The sequence below is a fragment of the Staphylococcus saccharolyticus genome, assembly GCF_900458815.1.
Lineage (GTDB): Bacteria > Bacillota > Bacilli > Staphylococcales > Staphylococcaceae > Staphylococcus > Staphylococcus saccharolyticus.
Window position 1 is genome coordinate 115,782 of record NZ_UHDZ01000001.1, and the last position, 23,029, is coordinate 138,810.

A 23,029-nucleotide genomic window follows, 5' to 3' on the forward strand; every position below is an offset into this window, starting at 1 on the left:
TTGTTTAATATGAGTACTCAGTTTAATAAGGGTAAACAACTTATTGTAGCCATTATTTTAGGTATTCTCACATATTGGTTATTTGCTCAATCATTTTTAAACATCGCACCACATGTTCAACGGTTTTATCACGTGGATATGAGTATTGTTAATATTGCGGTAAGTCTAACGTCACTCTTAACAGGTGTCTTCATCGTAGTCGCAGGGGATTTATCGGATAAAATAGGGCGTGTCAAAATAACGAATGCAGGTTTAATATTAAGCATACTTGGTTCAATAGCACTGATTATATCCCATGCGCCAGTGTTATTATTAATTGGACGCGTACTATAGGGATTATCTGCTGCATGTCTATTACCAGCAACAACTGCACTCATCAATTCATTCTTCCATGGAGAAGAACGTCAAAAAGTATTAAGTTACTGGTCATTTGGTTCTTATGGTGGTACTGGACTAGCTTCATTGTTTGCAAGAATTATCGCAACGTTTATCGGATGGCGCTTTATCTTCATACTATTCTATTATTTTTGCTGTTATTGCATTAATTTTGCTTAGAGATATGCCAGAATCTAAAGATGAGTCTGCACACAATAAGAAATTCGATATTATAGGAATTATAATTTTCGTCATCATGATGTTAAGCATTAATGTAGTTATTACTCAAGGATCAAGAATAGGGTGGTTTAATCCAATCATTATGATATTGATTATCTTATTTATTGTGACAATAATGACGTTCTACATTTTAAAAAAAGACAACGTGAACCCTTTATAGATTTTAGTTTATTCTCCAATGATATTTATATTGGAACGACATTAGCTAATTTGATGGTCAATATGGATATTGGCTCTCTCGCATTATTTAATATTTATGTTCAAGATGATAAACACTTAACAGGAGCTAAAGCAGGTTTAATAACTATCCCTTATATGTTATGTAGCTTGATTATGATTCGTGTCGGCGAACGTTTTATGCAAAAAAGAGGGCCTCAATTACCTCTAATATTAGGTCCGATATCAATTACATTAGGCATTGTGCTTTTAGCCTTTACATCATTACCTAATGTACTTTACTATGTTGTTGCATGTATAGGGTTTATCTTTATTGGTCTAGGGTTGGGCTTCTTCGCTACACCGGCTTTATCAACAGCTGTATCTAATGTTCCAGCTGAAAAAGTAGGTACAGATTCAGGTATTATAAAAATGACATCAACTTTAGGTGCAGCATTTGGTATCGCTGTAGTAGCAACAGTTTACATAACATTATCTGTGAATCATCCTGCGCAGTACTAGTCTTTGTCGCATTTATTGCAGCTTATAGCTTAGTGCCTAAGCACAATGTTGAAATTTGACGCATTTTGGCGCTAATTAAAAGAATGGTAAACTTCAGAATATTATTAGATTTTGAAAAACAACATTTAACAATTATTGATTATTCTGATACTCAGTGTGTTATGAGGGTAATTGATATATAAGGAGGTGGATATTTATGAGTAAAACAGCAATCGTTACAGGTTCAGCAGGTGGTTTAGGAAAAGGCATTGCAGAGCGACTTGCTAATGATGGTTTTAATGTAGTTTTACAAGACATTAATGAAGAACTTTTATTAGAAACTGAGAAAGAATTCAAAGGAAAAGGCTTTAATGCCGTTGCTTTCAGAAGTGATGTTTCTAAGAAGAAAGAACAAGAAGAATTAGTACAATTTGCAGTAACAGAATTTGGTCAATTAGATGTTATGGTAAATAACGCCGGTGTTGATGCAGTAACGTCTATCTTAGAAATTGGAGAAGACGAACTAAAAAAACTTTTCAGCATTAATGTATTCGGTACGTTATTTGGTATTCAAGCAGCAGCAAAACAATTTATGAAACAAAACAGTAAAGGTAAAATTATTAACGCATGTAGTATTGCCGGACATGAATCTTATGAAGTGTTAGGTACGTATTCAGCTACTAAACATTCTGTACGTTCATTCACTCAAACAGCAGCCAAAGAGTTAGCAGATAAAGGTATTACAGTGAATGCTTATTGTCCAGGTATTGCAAAAACTAAAATGTGGGATCGTATTGATGAAGAAATGGTTAAACTTGATGATAGTCTTGAAATTGGTGATGCCTTTGCAGAATTTTCATCAGCGATTAAACTTGGAAGATACCAAGAGCCGACTGATGTTGCAAACTTAGTATCATTCTTAGCATCAAAGGATTCTAATTACATTACAGGACAATCTATCTTAACTGACGGTGGGTTAGTTTATAGATAAAAATGACTTTAACTTGAGTCAATAAGAAGAGAAAAAGGCTTGTTCCCTAACAAATAGGGGACAGGCCTTTAATTATGATAGCGAGACAAAATTCATTCTGAATTCATAGTTTCACCAACGTTTATGTTTTTTCTGCAAAGTTTCAAGATAATATTCACTACGCTGTACCTATACTTGAAAAAACTTGATTTAAACACATCCTCAATTCGATGGCTACTGCGTGTTTAATAATTTGTTGATATGATTTTTTCAAATGAACTCGTTGAAACGATTCATTTGAAACATAGTACCCTCTTAATCTTTAACCATTAATATTACAAAGTATTATCGTACTTCTCAAATGCCCAGTGTTGTTAATCTAAAACATTGCGATAAAAAGGATTTTGACCTATTTTAGCTATGGACTTCGATAATCCTAATTCCTTCAAGAACGTTTTAGAAGTATTCGCATGTAATTCATAAGAATTTAAAAAATGAAATGTCTTTATGTTTTTCCTGAAATTTCATCTCATTATCGAAATAAGTATCGACATATAATTTTAAATTTTTAGCAATCTTTTTTCACTTAATATATACATTCTTTGGGATGTTAGTTATGAATGCATTAACTCCTAAGGATATTCACAAAATGATTAATAGTCCCACTACGATAAGCACTATTATTTTAACTTTTTTAGACATTAAATATCCTCCCAATTATGTCTATTCATGTATACCTGTGTATTTATTTTTCTTTAATTTTAAATTCTTTGGTACCCACTTTTTCATTTAAACCATGTTCTGGGTCTTTTGTTTCAAGAGTTACTGGTGTCTTTCAATTTGAAGAATTGAACACTTTTTACTTTTCCGCCTTTATTAATTTTGTCTTCATATTTATCCTTTAAATCAGTATCCAATCCTCCACCAAATTCTAATTTTCTCTTAACATCTTTAGAATCTTAATATACATCAAATGCTTGGATAAATGCTGAAGATGCTGTCATCTCTTTATCTTTCTTATTTTTTACACTATAGATGATGGCGATGCTTGGTTTATCGTCATCATCATACTTAGGCGCTTTGACAGTTTTGGCTTCTAAAATTTCAATATCATAATTGTCTGAGGTTAATTTATCTTTCTTGAATTTCGCTGTTGTTTTACCTTTTTTTCATATTTTTCTACTGAAACGTTATCAGTAGAATTAGATGAAGATTCTTTTTTAGAATCGTCATTTTTGTCATCACATGCCCCTAAAACGAGTGTTGATGCAAATAAAAGTGCTAATACTTTTTTCATTATTAATATCCTCCCGTAAATAAATATGTAAATGTAAAACATCCAACTAATAACATTAAAATATAATATAATTAATATTTTATTTATTCGTTGTATCACTCGTTTTAAATAATAATTATTTTATTTAAAACTTATATTTTTAATATGAATTTATAATTTTTATAATATAAATATGAAGAAGTTTAAATAATACGAAAAACTATATTTTTATTTAAACTTATTGTATTAAGTTAAATTTGCTTGATGTAGTTCTAATAACAGTGACTTAGATTCATGTTTGATATTTTCAATAAATTTGATCAATTTTAAAATGTTAATTCTTCTGCTTTTAGCTTCTGTTAATACATATTTTATTTAATTTCTAGTTATTTTTTAGTGTTTTGATCTTAAATCATTAGATTGATTATTCATGCTTTTTAATTGAAAATAATTATCATTTATATTAACATTCTATCTTTGCTCGTATAATATATTTTTTAAATCGAAACGTTTACGATTTGTATTATATAACTTATTTAAAGTTACTGATAACTGTACACATAATCGTTTTTATTAAAAATTTTATTTGAGAATAAATAGCAAAAAGGAGTGTCATATGCGACGTTAACTCATTGAATTTTCAAAGTATAATCCGTCGGGAAATACGACGATACTTGTTTATTCCAAACATCATCCAAGTGAGTACGCTAAGATTGCAAACCAGCTAATGGCAACGACACATGTATGTTGTGAACAAGTCGGCTTTATTGAATCAATCAATTATGATGATATGGAACATTACCATTTAGTAATGAGTGGCAATGAACTTTGTGGCAATGCCACGATGTCTTACATCCAGTATCTAAATGAACGATTGCTATTACAACACCAACAATTTCAGTTAAAAGTATCAGGATGCTCACATCTTGTGCCTTGTACCGTTCATAATCATCAATGTTATGAAGTAGGTATGCCACAGGTACAGTGTGTCACTCGAAGACGCTTAAAGATTGCTGAACAAGAATGGTCTGCCATAGAAATAAGCTATGAATCATACGTACATTACGTGATTGCCTGTGAAGACACTTCAATATCCTTAAAACAAAAAGTTGAAGAGTTCGTACGCCACCAATCATGGCATACGCAATATAAGACGGTTGGTGTGATGTTATTTCAACCACAGCAACAATTTTTACAGCCGTTAATATTTATACCTGAAGTACAAAGTTTAGTTTGGGAAAATGGCTGTGGCTCAGGTGTAGCATCAATTGGAGTATATCTAAATTATCAAACTAAGGGAGCATTCGAAGACTATAAAGTAAATCAACCTGACGGGAGTATACGAGTTACTTCTTCATTTTCTAATGAACAGGGATATCAAACATCGATTAAGGGTCAAGTTTCAACTGTCGCAACAGGACAAGCATATATAGAACAGGAGACGATGACACAAATATGAATTTACATAATAACATAGAGAAAGAATTACACCATTATTTAATGCAATTTGAGAATCTTTACAATCAAGTTTTAACAGATAGACGCTACGTTAAAGATTTAGAGATACTCGTCGACCAGTATAGTCAGTGGATACTTGATCCATTAGCGAAACAACAATACTTAGCTTGGGATCATCATGATAAAAAAAGGAAACTGACACAGCAACTACAAGCTGTTACTTCACAATGTGTTAAACAAGTAGAAGTCATACGTGCAGAGCGCTTATTGAACGGTCAGACCTCTACATCAGGGTACTTCAATAATATTGAACATTGTATCAATGAGGAGTTGGTCAATGGACGATTAAAGACAATGACAAGTTACTGTTAATTGGTTCAGGTGCTTATCCTATGATCTTAATTCAAGTAGCCAAGGAAACAGGGGCATCTGTAATAGGTATTGATATTGACCCGCAAGCAGTTGATTTAGGTTAACGTATTGTCGATGTGCTTGCACCAAATGAAGATATTGAGATTATGCAGAAAACGGTTAATCAATTAGAATCGATTAAATCCATGACACATATCATCTTTAGTTCAACCATTCCAGTAAAATACGATATTTTAAGTCAATTGCATCAGCTAACAAATGATGAGGTGGTCATTGCTATGCGTTATGGCGATGATATGAAAGCATTATAATCACCCATCACAATCTACCCATGAACATCAATGGCATTGTGTTGATCGACAAACACGACCGCAACAAATCTTTGATATTGCGCTTTATCGTAAGGTGACGTCTAAGTCCGGTGTCAAGCATGTCTAAAATATTAATTGTGGGAAGCAGACCGGTAGCAATTCAGTTAGCACAAATTTGTAATGGGTTAAGGCATGACAAAATTGATATGGTCAGTCGTGTTAAAACTTCAACTCAATCAAGAAGTGTATACAATGCGTATCAGAGAGATGGTTATTTCAAAGTGACGACTCAAAATGATTTACATCTTCAATTGTCAGGTCAATTTTCAATAGGTCATTTCTATACAAAGATACAAGATGTGACTCAACAATACGACACGATTATTATGGCGTGTACGGCTGATGCGTATCGTCCTATGTTACAACAACTGACAATGTCAACATTACAACATGCTCGACGTATTATTTTAATGTCGCCAACGTTGGGCTCACATATGATTGTCGAACAATTGATGTCGACATTGAAACCAGATATAGAGGTCATTTCATTTTCAACTTATTTGGGAGACACGCGTATCGTTGATGGAAATCAACCTCACTGCGTCTTAACAACTGGGGTAAAGACAATGCTATTTGTAGGATCTAATCAAGAAAGTTCTACTACATTATCAGAACTTAAAAAGTTATTTGCACAATTAAACATTGATTTAGTAATCATGGATACGCCGTTACAAGCTGAGATACATAATAGCTCACTCTACGTACATGCACCACTATTTATGAATGATTTTTCATTACAAACTATTTTCGAAGGTTCCGAGATACCTGTTTATATTTATAAAATGTTTCCTGAAGGTCCTATTACAATGAAGCTTATTCGAGAAATGCGTATGATGTGGCAAGAAATGATGTCGCTATTACAACAATTAAAAGTGCCGTCAGTTAATCTTTTGAAATTTATGGTGAAAGAGAACTATCCAGTAAGACTAGAAACAATAAGTGAAATGGATATCGAAAATTTCGAAATATTATCATCCATACATCAAGAATATTTACTATATGTGCGCTACACTGCTATATTGATTGATCCGTTTTCAAAGCCGAATGAAGAGGGCACTTATTTTGATTTCTCTGTAGTCCCATATAAGTGCATTGATGCGGATGAACAAGGGGTTATACATATACCACGTATGCCAAGTGAAGATTATTATCGCACGCTTATGATTTAAGCCATTGGTTGAGCTTTGAATATACACATACCTATGATAGATACATTCTTATCACGATATGAAGACTATCTTTATCAATATCGAACAACACATCCAAACCAAAATTTATCTACACAATTTGAGTAACATCACTTTGATAAAGATTTAGTACTAGTCACACAATTTTTAAAATCAAATTTTAAGTAACATGAGGAATGTTTAATTAGGCTAATATATTTTGTATAAAGAAAGAGAAAAACAATGAACAAACTAACAAAAATGAGTACTGTACTTTTAGCATCGGGGTATTATTTTAGCAGGTTGTGGTGGCAACAAAGAATTAGCAGAGAAAAAAAGATAATAAAGTATTGTCTTATACAACAGTAAAAGATATTGGAGATATGAACCCACATGTTTATGGTGGCTCAATGTCTGCAGAAAGCATGATATATGAACCGCTTGTACGTAACACCAAAGAAGGCATTAAGCCATTACTTGCTAAGAAATGGGATATTTCAAAAGACAGGAAGACATATACATTTCATTTGAGAAACGACGTGACATTTCATGATGGCACGAAATTTGATGCTGAAGCGGTAAAGAAAAATATTGACGCTGTTCAACAGAATAAGAAATTACATTCATGGTTGAAGATTTCGACACTGATAGATGATGTCAAAGTTAAAGATAAGTATACGGTACAGCTACACTTGAAAGAAGCGTATCAACCGGCTTTAGCAGAACTCGCAATGCCACGTCCATATTTTAATCACCTAAAGATTTTAAACATGGGACTACAAAAGATAGTGTGAAGTCCTTTAATGGTAAAGGTCCATTCAAAATGGGTCAACATAATAAGGATGAGTCTGCTATATTTAATAAAAATAATCAATATTGGGGTGAAAAATCTAAATTAAATAAAGTAGAAACAAAAGTGAAACCTGCAGGAGAAACAGCATTTCTCTCAATGAAAAAAGGTGAAACAAACTTTGCTTTTACCGATGATAGAGGTACAGATAGCCTTGATAAAGATAGTTTGAATCAATTAAAAGATACTGGACAATATCAAGTTAAACGTAGCCAAGCAATGAATACGAAGATGATTGTTGCCAATTCAGGCAAAAAAGATAGTGCCATTAGTGATAAACAAGTGAGACAAGCACTTGGACATATGGTTAATAGAGAAAAAATTGCTAAAGATATCTTAGATAAACAAGAAAAACCTGCCACACAATTGTTTGCTAAAAATGTAACAGATATTAATTTTAATTTACCAACGCGTCATTATGATACGAAAAAAGCTCAAGAGTTGTTAGATAAAGCAGGCTGGAAATTATCTAAAGATAGGCAAGTACGTCAAAAAGACGGAAAAGAATTGAATCTCACACTGTATTATGACAAAGGTTCTTCAACCCAAAAAGAACAAGGAGAATATTTAGAAGCAGAATTTAAAAAAATTGGAGTTAAATTAGACATCAATGGTGAAACATCAGATAAAATTGCAGAACGTCGCACATCTGGAGACTATGATTTAATGTTCAATCAGACTTGGGGGCTCTTATATGATCCACAAAGTACAATGGCAGCATTTAAAACTAAAACAGGATATGAGAGTGCGATATCAGGAATTAAGAATAAAGCACAGTTATATAAAGAGATCGACAGCGCCTTTAAAATTCGAAATCAACAAGAGCGTTCTAAAGCGTATCAGCACATCTTAAAACAAATTGATGATGAAAGTATTTTCATTCCTATTTCTCATGGTAGAATGACTGTTGCTGCACCTAAAGATTTACAGAAAGTGTCATTTACGCAATCTCAATACGAATTGCCATTTAATGAAATGCAATACAAATAAAGGAGCATCTGAATGTTTAAATTTATGCTAAATCGTCTTGCACTCGTGTTTCCTTTATTGATTGTAGTGACTTTTATGACATTTATGATGACGTATCTTACTAATCAAGATCCAGCTGTAACTATTTTACATGCACAAGGCATACCTAATGTTATGCCACAATTAATTGCAGAGACGAATGAGAAATATGGTTTAAACCAACCCATACTTATTCAGTATAAACAGTGGTTATTTCAAACGATGCAATTAAAATTTGGTACAAGTTATATCACAGGCGATCCAGTTTCTGAACGCATTGGGCCAGCATTTTTAAATACATTAAAGCTAACAATCATTTTAAGTATAACGGTAATGATAACGTCAATTATAATGGGCGTTGTGAGTGCTTTAACCAGTGGAATGTTTGCAGACCATATTATACGATCTGTGTCATTCTTTTTAACTACATTACCGTCCTATTGGATTGCTTCTATACTAATTATTTATGTGTCAGTGAAAATGAATCTTTTACCGATATCTGGCTTAACAGGTCCAGAAAGTTATATCTTACCAGTTTTCGTCATAACAATTGTCTATGCTGGTATTCATTTTAGAAATGTCAGACGTTCAATGATTGAACAATTGAATGAAGACCATGTGTTGTATTTAAAGGCAAGCGGTGTACCAAGAATCGCATTGTTACATCATGTTTTGCGTAATGCGTTGCAAGTAGCAGTATCAATATTTTGTATGTCTATACCAATGATTATGGGTGGATTAGTGGTGATAGAAAATGTCTTTGCGTGGCCAGGACTTGGCCCACTAAGTATTAAGGCGATTACTGAACAAGACTTCTCAGTAATTCAGGCGTATGTACTCATTGTCGCCGTGCTATTTATTGTTTTCAATACGTTAGCAGATATGATTAATGCATTGTTAAATCCTCGTTTAAGGGAGGCGATTAAATGATTGTCTTACAACGACTTTTACGAGATAAAGGCGCTGTAATTGCTTTAACTATTATCTTAGTTTACGTAGTATTAGGATTATTTACACCAACAGTAACATTTTACAATCCTAATCACGTGGATACAGCTAATAACTTTTCCGGAATGAGTTGGGCTCATTGGTTAGGAACAGATCATCTAGGGCGAGACGTATTAATTCGAATGATTTATGCGATTAGACCTAGTCTACTTTATGTTTTTATTGCATTAATTATCTCAGTACTCATTGGATCTGCACTTGGATTTATTTCGGGATATTTACTGGGTTATATCGATACTTTTATCATGCGTTTATGTGATATCATGCTTGCTTTTCCAAGTTATGTGATTACTTTAGCATTAATCACGTTATTTGGTATGGGATTAGAAAATATCATTTTAGCATTTATACTCACACGGTGGGCGTGGTTTTGTCGTGTGATTCGCACTAGAGTGATGCAGTATATTGAAGCAGATCATGTAAAATTTGCGAAAACGATTGGCATGAGTAACTCAGCTATTATACAAAAACATATCTTGCCCCTTACTTTAGCAGATATTGCTATTTTCGCGAGTAGTTCGATGTGTTCAATGATCTTGCAAATGTCAGGCTTTTCATTTTTAGGATTAGGTGTTAAGCCGCCTACAGCTGAGTGGGGCATGATGTTAAATAAAGCACGTAAAGTGATGTTCACACATCCAGAAATGATGATGAACTACAGGTATCGTGATTGTGATTATTGTCATGGCGTTCAATTTCCTTTCAGATGCCTTACAAGTTGCAATAGATCCACGAATGATTACCAAAGAAAAATGGTCTGCAATGAAGAAAGGTGTAAAATCATGAAGACACTCCTAAAAGTTGAACAATTAACCATTACCGATAGTTGGACAAATACCAACCTTGTGGAGAATATCAATTTTACAGTTTCACATGGGGAAACGCTTGGCATTATTGGCGAAAGCGGTAGAGGAAATCAATGACGTGTAAAGCGTTGACTGGATTAAATACTAAAAGGCTGTATGTAACTGGAGATATTCAATTTGATAGTCAACATTTGGCGAGTTTGTCAGCACGACAATTACGTGCACTGCGGGGTAAAGATATTGCAATGATAATGCAACAAGGGACACGAGCCTTTGATCCATCAGCTAAGGTAGGGAAACAAATGATTGAAAGGATGCATGCACATACCATACGACATTATCTAAACGCCAAATTAAACAAGAACTCATTCATTATATGATCTACATGAATTTGAAAAATCATAAAGTGATTTTGAAATCTTATCCCTTTATGTTATCGGGAGGTATGTTACAACGTTTGATGATTGCTTTAGCTTTAGCATTAAAACCGGAGTTAATTATCACTGATGAGCTTACAACTGCTTTAGATACAGTGACTCAGTATGAAGTTTTAAATACGTTTGAAGATATTAAACAACATTTCGATTGTTCGATGATTTTTATTTCGCATGATTTAACGGTAATCAATAAAATTGCTGATCGTGTCATGGTAATGAAAGAAGGTTGTCTAGTTGAAACGGGTGAAACTAATATCATTTTGCAAACGCCACAACATGATTATACGGCTTATTTACTATCGACAGAGAAGAAGGTAAGTGATCACTTTCAATGTGTAATAAGAGGTGAGTTAGATGCTTAAAATTAAAAATGTTGAAAAATCATATGGCAGAAAGTCACTAGTAAGTCGTCCATCTACGCCTATTATTAAAGGTGTATCGTTTGAATGTCCGATTGGTCAAACCGTTGCAATCATAGGAGAGAGTGGGAGTGGTAAATCTACACTTAGCCGGATGATTTTAGGAATTGAAAAGCCTGATAAAGGTCAAGTGACATTATTTAATCAACCTGTTCACATCAAAAAAGTAAGGCGACATCAAATCGCAGCCGTGTTTCGACTATACATCGTCGCTTCATCCCTTTCACACAGTCAGAGAAATAATGTTTGAAGTGATGATGTGTCAATGTAAACAACTAACGAAGTCAGAGATGGAAGCACGGGCACAACAATTATTACTAGACGAAGTGGGATTGCCAGATGCTTATTTAAATCGTTATCCACATATGTTATCAGGTGGTGAAACACAGCGCCGCGTTGCGATTGCGCGTGCGCTATGTGTTCATCTTCGCTACATATTATTTGATGAGGCAATTAGTTCACTAGATATGTCTATTTAAACTCAAATTCTAGGTTTATTAAAGATTTTACGCGAGTCACATCAATTGAGTTACATCTTTATTACTCATGATGTACAAGCTGCAACGTATTTATGTGACCACTTAATCATTTTTAAAGATGGGCGAATTGAATTACAAACAGCGACAAGTAATTTATATCGTCAACACAATAGCCATACAAAAGAATTGATTGATAAACAATTATCATTCTAAGGAGTGACAATATGAAAGGTGCCATGTCTTGGCCTTTTTTAAGATTATGTATATTAACATTACTATTTTTTAGTGTCAATGCTATATTGAACGTGTATATTCCATTACGTGGACATGATTTAGGTGCTACAAATACAGTATAGGTATCGTTATGCGGGCTTATATGTTAACAGCAATGATTTTTCGTCCATGGGCCGGTCAAATTATTGCTCGAGTTGGGCCAATTAAGATTCTGCGAAGTATTTTATTAGTTAATGCTGTAGCACTTATATTATATGGTTTTACTGAATTAGAAGGTTATTTCATTGCACGTGTCATGCAAGGTGTTTGTACAGCTTTCTTCTCAATGTCATTACAATTAGGAATTATTGATGCGTTACCAGAGGAACATCGATCAGAAGGTGTTTCACTGTATTTTTTATTTTCTACAATTCCGAATCTCATTGGACCACTTATTGCGGTAGGGATATGGAATATGCAGAATATGTCTGTATTTGCGATGATGATTATTGTTATTGCTGTATCTACCACACTATTTGGTTACCGTGTGACGTTTGCTAATGCCGAATCAGATAAGAGTCAACAAGTGGAAGCATTGCCTTTTAATGCTGTGACTGTTTATAACTAATTTTTTAAAAATAAAGCATTGTTCTGTAGTGGCATGATTATGATTTTAACATCGATAGTCTTTTTGGTGCTATAAGTATCTTTATGCCTTTATATACAGTTAAAGATGAGTTTGCAAACGCGGGTGTTTTCTTAACGATTCAAGCAATCACTGTAGTGGTAGCAAGGTTTTATTTACGTAAATATGTACTTTCAGATGGATTTTGGCATCATCGTTTTATGATGATTGTTTTAACTTTATTAATGATAGCTTCAGTCATCGTGGCATTTGGACCGCATTTACAAAGTTTTATTGTGTGTAGTAGCGCTATATTGATTGGTATTACGCAAGCTTTAGTGTATCCTACCTTAACGACATATTTAAGTTTTGTCTTACCTCTCAAGCAGGGAGAAATATGTTACTTGGCTTATTTATTGCTTGTGCAGACTTGGGTATCTCATTAGGTGGTGTATTAATGGGACCTATTTCAGATGCGGTTGGATTTAAGTGGATGTATATACTTTGCGGTATATTTGTAATGTTTGCAATGGTGTTAAGTAGAATAAAACAAACACAATAACTAATTCAACAATATAATTGAAGTGAAAGATAGAAGGATCGAAATAGATGAAAAATTATAAGGTAAGGCTTCCAGTTGTCTGAGGGGACTTAGAAGGATGTCTTAAAAAAGGTTGAGATAGTCATGAATTTAAGCAACACACTTGTGTGTGGCTTGTCCTTATGACTAAAGTCTCAACCTCTTTTTGTCTTATTCTAATTGTTGCATTTGATAGCCTATTCTTGGATGTGTAATAATAAGTTTTTTCTCTTCTTGTTTGTAATTTAACTTCTTTCGTAAAGACGCCATGTGGACTCGTAAAGACGCCATTTCACTTTTATTAACGTAACCATACAATGCTTTTAATAAGACTTTGTATGTTAATACTTTGCCTACATGACAACATAAGATATCCAATAATTTAAATTCATTTGGGGTTAAATGAATGGGTTCATTATTAAAATAAACAGTTTTAGCGTCGAAATTAATTGCTAGTGGACCATTAACAAAGTTCTTTTGACAAGATTTAGATGCTCTAGAGATGCGCATCGCCACTCTAATACGTGCGCGCAATTCGTCGACGTTAAAAGGTTTCGTCATATAGTCGTTTGCGCCATAATCTAACGCTTGAACAATAGTCTGTTCAGCTGTACGTGCACTGATGACAATAATTGGTGTATCAACAACTTCTCTAATTTGTTGAATTAAAGATAAACCGTCTATATCGGGTAATCCTAAATCTAATAAAATAATATCCGGGCGCTCTGTTCTAATACGAAAATCTGCTTCCTTTCCAGTTTTAGCAGTAATGACTTTATAAGTATTCATAGTTAAGTCGACACTGATTAAATGAAGTATGGCCTCATCATCTTCGACGACTAAAAGTGTAGATCTCATAACTTATACCTCCAAATCTATTTGATGAATATTTAAGTAAAAATAAAAGTTACTTCCATGTGGTTCGTTGGGCTGGTATGCTAATTGACTATTATGTTGTTTTAAAATGAGTTGTACTAAGTACAATCCTAAGCCAAGACTATCTTTCTTATTGTCTTTAAAGTCATTACCTGAATAGAAGGGATTAAAGATTAATCGACGTTCTTCTTCAGACACACCTTGCCCTAAATCTTTCATTTCAAATTTGACTTTAGACTGCTGTTGTTGAACATACAGTGTGATTGGTGAAGTTGCTTCTGCATGTTTTAATGCATTATCGACTAGATTAAATAATACTTGCAAGATGAGTTTACTATCTATATCAATAAGTACCATTGCTGTTTCATTTTTAATGTTAACTTTGTAATCTTGATGTCTACGTATCAACTCCTGTTCAAATTCTTCTAATAACTCTTCAACTAGATATGGTGTACGTTGAATGTGAATGTCTGTACTTTCTAATCTTGTTAAAGACAAAATATTGGTCACAAGTGTATATAAATATTGTGCTTCATTGTAAGAAGCAATTAATAAATTAGATTTTTCATATTGATTTAATTGCATATCATGATAATTTAACATATCTAAATTACCCATGATTGAGGTCAGAGGTGTTCTAATATCATGTGATATGGAATGCAAGAAGTTGGAGCGTGTAGCTTCTCGTTCAGCTTTCAACATAGACTGTCTTGTTTGTTTAAGTAAATAAACATTTTCTACTGCAAGAGTAATATCATTGAGCATTGAATCTAATATTGAATTATCATACGTATCGATATAATCATCATTATTGAACTGAATAGATATGATTCCTTTAACAGGTTCAGTACCAATTGGAATACACAAATATTTACTACCTGGAAATGTATCAGTAAGTCTTCCAGCACGACATTCATTTTCAATAACCCAACTCAAAGTTTCAGCATCTTCTGATTTATCTGAATTGGTGTGTCCTCTATTTCCGAAGTGGGAGGTTTCTGCCACTTTTTTTGATTGAATCAAAAATACGGTTACATCTTGATGTAATAGTTGGTGAATTTGATTGCCTGCAATATTCAGCAACTTCATGATGGAATATGACTCTTTAATCGATTGGTTAAATTGCAACATAATATTCGTCCTATATAATTGTCGTTCAGTTAGTGCATGCTGACGTTTTAAATTTTTTAAAATTGCACTTGTAAAAATGCTCGCAAAGATGCTTGTTGTAAATGTAATAGGATATTCAAAGCGATACATCTCTAAAGTGAATCTTGGCACAGTAAAAAAATAACTAAAGACAAATACATTTAATATGGAGGCAAAAAATCCAATTAAATATGATTGAGTCCATATGGATAATACGATGATACCAATAAAGAATATGAGTAAAATCATTACACTTGATTCGTTGTGATAGACATCGAATATCCACATTCCTACCAATACACACAAAATTTGAATCACAATCATTTTGACAATATCTACATATAGAGCGGTATAGGACTGCGATTGAGCGTGTGTTTGCACGATACTTTGTTTTTCAGAATGAATGTAATGCTTTGGCACAATCTCTAACTTGAAATGATGAGGTGTGGCATTAATTTGTTCTATTAGGGTCTTTTTGAGCAATTCTGTCCATTGTGTTTTTTCTGATTGGCCTAAGACTAACTTTGTAACAAAGACGCTATCACACCAATCTGTTAGAGCTTTAGCAATATCTTGTGCATAAAGTATTTTAATTTCGGCCCCTAAGGATTGCGCAAGCATTAAATTCTTATGCACGTAATGGTCCTGACTCCTATTATCAGAAGGGGACTCAAACACATCTATATAGACTGCAGTGAATTTAGCATGCTCTTTATATGCAGCACGTCTTGCTTCACGGATGACACGTTCATTATGAATGCTTCCACTTACAGCCACTGCAATATGTGGTGTGATATCAGTATGCTTCGTTTTATATTGCTGTTCTTTCTGGCTCATGATATCAGCCACAGTCCTAAGTGTAAGTTCACGTAGTTCTGTGAGATTTTCATAAGTAAAAAAGTTTGAAAACGCTGTTTCTAAGCGTTCCTTTTTATAAACTTTTCCAGCTTTTAAACGTTGAATTAACATGTTTGGTGAAATATCTACGACCTCATAAGCATCTGCAGACATAATAAATTGATCGGGTACTCTCTCAGAGACTTGAACACCTGTCATTAAAGCAATTTGTCCACTTAAACTTTCGATATGCTGAATATTGAGGGTAGTCCAAACATCAATACCATGTGAAAGGATTTCTTCAATATCCATATAACGTTTCCTATGTCTATTCTTAGAGATATTAGAATGAGCTAATTCATCAATAAGTACAATGTCAGGGTGGGCATCTATGATTTTTTCAACGTCGATATATTGGAAAGTATGACTACCAAATTTACGACTAGAAGTTATAATTTCTGGCAATTGTTTGACTAAAGCATTTGTCTCTGGACGTTGATGTGGTTCAATATAGCCAATTTTAATATCGACATCTTCTTTAAATAAATCCCTACCATTTGATAACATTTCATACGTTTTGCCGACTCCAGGACTGTAGCCTAGATAAATAGTTAGTTTTCCTCTTTCTTTATGAAAACTTTCCATGTGTCACCACCTCTTAGTGATATATTAATTAAATTTAGTACAATTATCCATTTAAATTTTCATTCTATATATTTTCTTTATGTTTTCTTTATAACTTTTGAAAAATATTAATACTTTGATTATAAAACTCTTGCTAAGATTTTTCATGAAAGTGAGGGAGATGCATCATGACTATATTATTAGCATTAATAAATATTGGATTAATTGTATTTTCATTTTATGCACTCATTAAAAGTGAAAAATTTTAATAACGAAAGAAGGAAGTATAGTGAGTATTGTACTTTTTTTAATTATCTTTATCGTACTCGCATACATTGTTAGTAGATATTTATATTCAGTGGCATTAATCATGCCTACCAAATCTGACATTATCTTTGAACCAATAGAGAAGTTCATTTATCAATTTATAGGAACAAAATTAGAGCATATGTCAGGAAAGACTTACTTAAAGCATTTTTTGTGTTTTAATGGATTGATGGGAACGTTATCATTTATATTACTGTCACTTCAACAATGGCTGTTCTTAAATCCTAATCATAATTTAAATCAATCTTTATCATTAACAATCAACACGATTGTTTCATTTATGACTAATACCAATCTGCAACATTATACAGGTGAGACAGGGGTCAGTTATTTCACTCAAATGGGCGTGATTACATTTTTGATGTTCACGTCTGCTGCTTCTGGATATGCAGTGTGTATTGCGATGTTGCGAAGATTAACAGGTATGACAGATGTGATTGGTAATTTCTATCAAGATATGACGCGCTTTATTATTCGTGTGTTAATTCCTTTCGCGTTTATCTTAAGTTTATTTTTGATGAGCCAAGGAACACCGCAAACATTTAAGGGTAATTTGGTTATTGAAACACTAACAGGAGTTAAACAAACTATTGCTTATGGGCCAATTGCGTCACTTGAAGCTATTAAACATATTGGAACGAATGGCGGAGGATTTTTAGGTGCGAACTCATCTACACCTTTTGAAAATCCAACGTACTTATCAAATTATGCCGAAGCCTTAGCTATGATGTTGATACCAGGTTCATTAGTTCTGTTATTTGGCAGAATGTTAAAAACTAAAAAGCAAGTTCATCCTCATGCCACAATGATCTTTATTGCGATGTTTACTTTATTCGTCGTCTTTTTAACTGCGTGTATATGTTTTGAATTTGCAGGTAATCCAATCTTACATCATTTAGGTATTCACGGTGGCAATATGGAAGGTAAAGAAACACGATTTGGTGTCGGTTTGTCAGCTCTATTTACGACTATCACAACTGCGTTTACTACAGGTAGTGTTAACAATATGCATGATAGTTTAACACCTCTAGGCGGTATTGTGCCAATGTTATTAATGATGTTAAATGCTGTTTTCGGTGGAGAAGGCGTTGGTCTCATGAACATGTTGATTTATGTCATGTTAACTGTCTTTATTTGTAGCCTGATGATTGGTAAAACTCCTAGCTATTTAGGTATGAAAATAGAAGGTAGAGAGATGAAATTAATTGCTCTGTCATTTCTAGTTCATCCACTGTTGATCTTAATCTTTTCAGCATTAGCATTTATCGTGCCTGGAGCAGCCAATGCGCTATCTAACCCACAGTTTCACGGAGTATCACAAGTGTTGTATGAGTTCTCATCATCATCTGCCAACAATGGCTCAGGATTTGAAGGCTTACAAGATAATACGCCATTTTGGAATATCTCAACAGCGATTGTGATGTTACTTGCGCGATATGTGCCAATTGTTTTGCAACTGTTGATTGTCTCAAGCTTAGTGAATAAAAAAACGTACCAACATCACACCCAAGACGTACCTATTAATAATTTATTCTTTAGCAGTGTGTTAATTATTTTTATTGTTTTACTTAGCGGTTTGACTTTCTTGCCTGACTTAATGCTCGGACCAATTGGAGAGCAGCTATTGCTGCATGCTAAATAGAAGGAGGATTTTAAAAATGACTGAAACTACAAAAATATTTGAATCCACATTGGTCAAACAGGCTTTAAAAGAAAGTATTTTAAAATTAAATCCAGTATATATGGTGAAAAATCCTATCATGTTTGTAGTAGAGGTGGGAATGATACTTTCATTAGTACTTACCTTCATTCCAAATTTGTTTAGTCATGAAAATGTGTCACGTGGCTATTTGTTTAGCATTTTCATCGTTTTGTTGTTGACACTTATTTTTGCGAATTTCTCAGAAGCGTTAGCAGAAGGACGTGGAAAAGCACAGGCTAATGCCTTGCGACAAACACAAACAGAAATGAAAGCACGCTTAATCTTAGAGGATGGTCAATATCAAACAATCGATGCGAGCGATTTAAAAAAAGGTGACATCGTACGTGTTGAAACGGGTGAACAAATTCCAAATGATGGGGTTGTTATAAAGGGGCTAGCCACTGTTGATGAATCCGCGATAACAGGAGAATCAGCACCTGTCATTAAAGAGAGTGGTGGCGATTTCACTAATGTTATTGGAGGCACGTCTGTAGCATCTGACTGGCTTGAAATTGAAATTACTTCAGATCCTGGACATTCTTTCTTAGACAAAATGATTCAGTTAGTTGAAGGTGCAACAAGAAAGAAAGCACCGAATGAAATAGCACTTTTCACGCTATTAATGACATTAACTATTATTTTTTTAGTGGTTATTTTAACAATGTATCCGTTAGCAGAATTTCTACATTTTCATTTGTCTATTGCGATGTTAATTGCATTAACGGTGTGTTTAATTCCAACTACAATTGGTGGTTTATTATCGGCTATTGGTATTGCTGGAATGGATCGGGTAACACAATTTAACATTTTAGCGAAAAGCGGTCGTTCAGTAGAAACATGTGGCGATGTTAATGTCTTGATTCTAGATAAAACTGGTACGATTACTTATGGTAATCGCATGGCTGATGAATTTATTCCAGTGGCATCATCAAACTATCAGCATTTAGTTATAGCAGCATATGAAAGTTCAGTCGCTGATGATACACCAGAGGGACGTAGCATTGTGAAACTAGCTGAACAACAAGATACTGATTTGCCTCAAGAAGAAGGAGAATACTATCCATTTACCGCTGAAACACGTATGAGTGGTGTAAAATTTGCATATCGTGAAGTGTATAAAGGGGCGCCCAATAGCATGATTAAAAGGGTGAAAGAAGTGGGTGGAAATATCCCTGAAGATTTAGATGAACACATTAATCAAGTGTCTAAAAAAGGTGGTACACCTTTAGTTGTTATAGAAAATAATGAAATATTGGGCGTCATTTATTTAAAAGATGTGATTAAAGATGGTTTAGTCGAACGCTTCCAAGAGTTACGTGAAATGGGTATCGAAACAGTGATGTGCACTGGAGATAACGCTTTAACTGCAGCAACAATTGCTAAAGAAGCAGGGGTTGATCGCTTTATTGCTGAATGTAAACCAGAAGATAAAATCAAAGTCATCAGAGAAGAGCAAGCGAAAGGACATATTGTGGCGATGACCGGAGATGGAACGAACGATGCTCCTGCTTTAGCAGAAGCGAATGTTGGATTGGCAATGAATTCTGGTACGATGAGTGCCAAGGAAGCGGCTAATTTAATTGATTTAGATTCAAATCCAACTAAATTAATGGAAGTTGTATTGATTGGTAAACAGTTATTAATGACAAGAGGATCGTTGACAACATTTAGTATTGCAAATGACATAGCGAAATACTTTGCAATCTTACCAGCTATGTTTATGGTTGCCATGCCAGAAATGAATCGCTTAAATATTATGCATTTACATTCATCAGAATCGGCGGTGTTATCGGCATTAATTTTCAATGCATTGATTATTGTGTCACTAATTCCGATTGCGATGAAAGGTGTTAAATTTAAAGGTGCTTCAACACAAACGATATTAACTAAAAATATGTTGGTCTATGGTATAGGTGGCATGATTGTACCATTTATCGGTATTAAATTAATTGATTTAATCATGCAATTCTTTGTGTAAAGGAGGACTTAAAAGTGCAAATGATAAGAAAGAGCTTTGGACTTGTATTTATCATGTTTATATTGTGTGGTTTTATTTACCCATTAATTGTCACAGCAGCTGGTCAAGTCATTTTTTCACATCAATCAAATGGTAGCCTAGTGAAACAAGATGGCAAAGTGATTGGTTCAAAACTTATTGGCCAACAATGGACGAGTCCAAAATATTTTCACGGTCGGCCAAGTGCTGTGAATTACAATATGAATGAACAACAAGTGTTATATAATAATGGACCAACATCAGGAGGATCTAATTTTGCTAATTCCAACCCTGCTTTAAAACAAAGAGTCAAAGATATGATTCAGCATGACGGTAAACATCTTACAAATGATGCAGTGACTGCTTCAGGTTCTGGACTAGATCCAGATATTACCGTAGAAAATGCGAAGCAACAAGTGGCACGTATTGCTAAAGCAAGAGGTATTAAAAAGTCTGAAATCAGTCACATCATCCAACAACATAAACAATTCTCTCCAATGACACAGGATTATGTTAATGTATTGAAAATGAATATAGCCCTAGACCATTTGAAATAGGGAAGAAAGAGAAAACGGCATATAAAATATAAGAATACTAGCACAAAGATGATTTTAATTTAAAATCATCTTTGTGCTTCTTTTGTCGGAGATATTTAAGGTTCAGGCTGTTTTCAAATATATTTAAAGTGATGAAAATTATAGTTACTAGGTAATTCATACAATTTATTACTATAATCGAAAGTTCATACAATTTTTGAAATGTGTAAAAAGTTTTTTAAATTGTATTGGGTGTTATCAGTCATTACATAAACATTCTAATCATTCGGATGAGTGTTAAAATGATAGCAAGAACTAGAGGTATCATACTGATTATGCGTATACGTCTCTTTACTAACTTGTCTTTTTTAGTTTCTTCGTTATCATTGGATTCCAATAGTTCTTTTTCAATCTCTAAATCTAAGTCGGTTTTATAGTAACCATTAAGGCCTTTTCTATTATCATCTTCGGTTGTTTCATTTAAAGAGTATTTATCTTGTACCATATTTAATTCTCCTCTATTTCCTAATTAGGAACATTATTCAAAACATATATTAACAAGTAACATTACATATTTAAAGATAAAATACATTGCAATCACAGGTAATAAGTATAATGTAATTATCTTAAATTTTAATTATTATTTTGTTGTATAACAAAAGATGTAAAATTATTTATAATTTTTAATATAATTACATTGCAATTTAATTGAGTGTTTGCTACTTTTTAAAATGGAGTTTTTGAAACTCTACAAAAATTTTTAGGATGGAGTGTTTTTTTTTTTTTGAGAAAAAAATTAGACTTTTTACCAAACAAATTAAGTAAGTACTCGATTAGAAGATTTTCAGTAGGGACTGCTTCTATTCTAGTTGGAGCAACTTTATTATTTGGAATTGGTAATGAAGCCGATGCAGCAGGGAATACCCACATACAAAGTACTTCTGAAGAAGTAACAGATAATAATACTGCAAGTGTTGCATCTACAACAGAAGAAACAACAAATAATGAAGTAACAAACGAAAAGCCTTCAAAAGAAGAAGCAACAAGTAATGAAGTAACAAATGAAGACTCTTCAGTAGACGAAGCAAGCACAAATGACTCAACTTCAAATCCTGACCTTAATCCTAAGGTATTAAACGATTCAGTTCAAGAATTTGATAATAACCAATCTTCTGATAGTCAAGATAGAAATGTAGCTTATGCAACACCTATTGGAACAACAACAAATCGTTCTGTTCAACTACGTTCTAGAGTTGCAGTTAATCGTTCTCAAGCACAACAACAAGGTAAAAATGTTAATGATTCAATTAAAGTGACTTCAGTTAATACTGACAAAAATTATGTAGAACCAAATAATGGTCAAGGTTTCTCAGCTGACATATCATTTGAAGTTGACGGTAAAGTTAACAAAGGCAACTATTTCACAGTTGATATGCCAGAATATGCTGACTTTAATGGTATAGCAGATTATAAAGCAGCAAATAACAAACTTTATCCAACAATTAATGATGGTAATCAAGTTGTTGCTAACGGTGTTTATGATACTCAAACTAAGAAATTAGTTTATACGTTTACTGATTATGTAAATAAAAAAGATAATATTAAAGGTAATTTTGAAATCCCACAATTTATTGATAGAGCGAATGCTAAAACAAGTGGTAACTATGACTTA

At 33.4% G+C, this 23,029-nt stretch carries 9 protein-coding genes and 11 pseudogenes; 16 read left to right on the top strand and 4 right to left on the bottom strand.

Going from position 1 to position 23,029, the window contains the following annotated elements; genetic code table 11:
* Positions 1–9 precede the first annotated feature (9 nt).
* Positions 10–1,352 (top strand): annotated as a pseudogene (locus DYE57_RS00460) (MFS transporter).
* Positions 1,353–1,489: 137 nt separating this feature from the next.
* Positions 1,490–2,263, top strand: coding sequence for an acetoin reductase (locus DYE57_RS00465; protein WP_115312490.1), 774 nt, complete (start codon positions 1,490–1,492; stop codon positions 2,261–2,263).
* A 724-nt stretch (positions 2,264–2,987) separates the two neighbouring features.
* On the opposite strand, the pseudogene DYE57_RS12665 reads toward DYE57_RS00465, so the two are convergent.
* Positions 2,988–3,539 (bottom strand): annotated as a pseudogene (locus DYE57_RS12665) (DUF5067 domain-containing protein).
* A gap of 610 nt (positions 3,540–4,149) precedes the next feature.
* Between DYE57_RS12665 and cntK the strand changes: the two are divergent.
* From cntK to cntE, 9 genes and pseudogenes are all read left to right on the top strand, one after another.
* A complete protein-coding gene (gene cntK / locus DYE57_RS00475) occupies positions 4,150–4,977 on the top strand; it encodes a histidine racemase CntK (RefSeq protein WP_232619764.1) in 828 nt (275 codons plus the stop codon).
* Positions 4,974–5,786 (top strand): annotated as a pseudogene (gene cntL, locus DYE57_RS00480) (staphylopine biosynthesis enzyme CntL). Before cntK ends, cntL begins: the two are co-directional and overlap by 4 nt.
* A pseudogene (gene cntM / locus DYE57_RS00485) lies at positions 5,779–7,014 on the top strand (staphylopine biosynthesis dehydrogenase). The pseudogenes cntL and cntM overlap by 8 nt, the downstream one beginning before the upstream one ends.
* 114 nt (positions 7,015–7,128) lie before the next feature.
* A pseudogene (cntA, locus tag DYE57_RS00490) lies at positions 7,129–8,725 on the top strand (staphylopine-dependent metal ABC transporter substrate-binding lipoprotein CntA).
* A gap of 12 nt (positions 8,726–8,737) precedes the next feature.
* Positions 8,738–9,673: a nickel/cobalt ABC transporter permease gene (opp1B, locus tag DYE57_RS00495; RefSeq protein WP_115312491.1), complete on the top strand. Its 936-nt coding sequence runs from the start codon at positions 8,738–8,740 to the stop codon at positions 9,671–9,673.
* Positions 9,670–10,537: pseudogene (gene cntC / locus DYE57_RS00500) on the top strand (staphylopine uptake ABC transporter permease subunit CntC). The gene opp1B and the pseudogene cntC overlap by 4 nt, the downstream one beginning before the upstream one ends.
* Positions 10,534–11,356, top strand: a pseudogene (gene cntD, locus DYE57_RS00505) (staphylopine uptake ABC transporter ATP-binding protein CntD). Before cntC ends, cntD begins: the two co-directional pseudogenes overlap by 4 nt.
* A pseudogene (locus DYE57_RS00510) lies at positions 11,349–12,105 on the top strand (ABC transporter ATP-binding protein). The pseudogenes cntD and DYE57_RS00510 overlap by 8 nt, the downstream one beginning before the upstream one ends.
* 11 nt (positions 12,106–12,116) lie before the next feature.
* Positions 12,117–13,292: pseudogene (cntE, locus tag DYE57_RS00515) on the top strand (staphylopine family metallophore export MFS transporter CntE).
* Between the two features lie 189 nt (positions 13,293–13,481).
* Here the strand turns inward: cntE and DYE57_RS00520 are convergent.
* Together DYE57_RS00520 and DYE57_RS00525 are read right to left on the bottom strand one after the other, a co-directional pair.
* On the bottom strand, positions 13,482–14,168 hold the full coding sequence (locus tag DYE57_RS00520) for a response regulator transcription factor (RefSeq protein WP_115312492.1): 687 nt from the start codon (positions 14,166–14,168) through the stop codon (positions 13,482–13,484).
* A gap of 3 nt (positions 14,169–14,171) precedes the next feature.
* Positions 14,172–16,817, bottom strand: coding sequence for a sensor histidine kinase (locus DYE57_RS00525; RefSeq protein WP_115312493.1), 2,646 nt, complete (start codon positions 16,815–16,817; stop codon positions 14,172–14,174).
* A 268-nt stretch (positions 16,818–17,085) separates the two neighbouring features.
* Between DYE57_RS00525 and kdpA the strand changes: the two genes are divergently transcribed.
* The 3 genes from kdpA to kdpC are packed head-to-tail and all read left to right on the top strand — an operon-like array spanning position 17,086 to position 21,378.
* Complete coding sequence (gene kdpA / locus DYE57_RS00535; protein ID WP_115312495.1) at positions 17,086–18,765, top strand: potassium-transporting ATPase subunit KdpA; 1,680 nt, start codon at positions 17,086–17,088, stop codon at positions 18,763–18,765.
* Between the two features lie 16 nt (positions 18,766–18,781).
* The gene (locus DYE57_RS00540) at positions 18,782–20,803 is read left to right on the top strand and encodes a K(+)-transporting ATPase subunit B (protein WP_115312496.1); all 2,022 of its coding nucleotides are present in this window, start codon (positions 18,782–18,784) and stop codon (positions 20,801–20,803) included.
* A gap of 14 nt (positions 20,804–20,817) precedes the next feature.
* Entirely contained in the window at positions 20,818–21,378 is a 561-nt protein-coding gene (gene kdpC, locus DYE57_RS00545) for a potassium-transporting ATPase subunit KdpC (RefSeq protein WP_115312497.1), read from the top strand.
* Between the two features lie 244 nt (positions 21,379–21,622).
* Here kdpC and DYE57_RS00550 read toward each other — a convergent pair whose 3' ends face one another.
* The gene (locus tag DYE57_RS00550) at positions 21,623–21,862 is read right to left on the bottom strand and encodes a hypothetical protein (RefSeq protein ID WP_115312498.1); all 240 of its coding nucleotides are present in this window, start codon (positions 21,860–21,862) and stop codon (positions 21,623–21,625) included.
* Positions 21,863–22,141: 279 nt separating this feature from the next.
* Between DYE57_RS00550 and DYE57_RS12945 the strand changes: the two are divergent.
* Together DYE57_RS12945 and DYE57_RS12950 are read left to right on the top strand one after the other, a co-directional pair.
* A pseudogene (locus tag DYE57_RS12945) lies at positions 22,142–22,285 on the top strand (YSIRK-type signal peptide-containing protein); the annotation flags it as partial.
* Positions 22,286–23,008, top strand: a pseudogene (locus DYE57_RS12950) (Ig-like domain-containing protein); the annotation flags it as partial. It lies immediately after the preceding pseudogene.
* Positions 23,009–23,029: the final 21 nt, after the last annotated feature.

Excerpts from the sequence above, each read along its gene's own strand:
- DYE57_RS00465 (WP_115312490.1), top strand. The coding sequence starts at position 1,490 with ATGAGTAAAACAGCAATCGTTACAGGTTCAGCAGGTGGTTTAGGAAAA.
- opp1B (WP_115312491.1), top strand. The coding sequence starts at position 8,738 with ATGTTTAAATTTATGCTAAATCGTCTTGCACTCGTGTTTCCTTTATTG.
- DYE57_RS00520 (WP_115312492.1), bottom strand. The coding sequence starts at position 14,168 with ATGAGATCTACACTTTTAGTCGTCGAAGATGATGAGGCCATACTTCAT.
- DYE57_RS00525 (WP_115312493.1), bottom strand. The coding sequence starts at position 16,817 with ATGGAAAGTTTTCATAAAGAAAGAGGAAAACTAACTATTTATCTAGGC.
- DYE57_RS00540 (WP_115312496.1), top strand. The coding sequence starts at position 18,782 with ATGACTGAAACTACAAAAATATTTGAATCCACATTGGTCAAACAGGCT.
- DYE57_RS00550 (WP_115312498.1), bottom strand. The coding sequence starts at position 21,862 with ATGGTACAAGATAAATACTCTTTAAATGAAACAACCGAAGATGATAAT.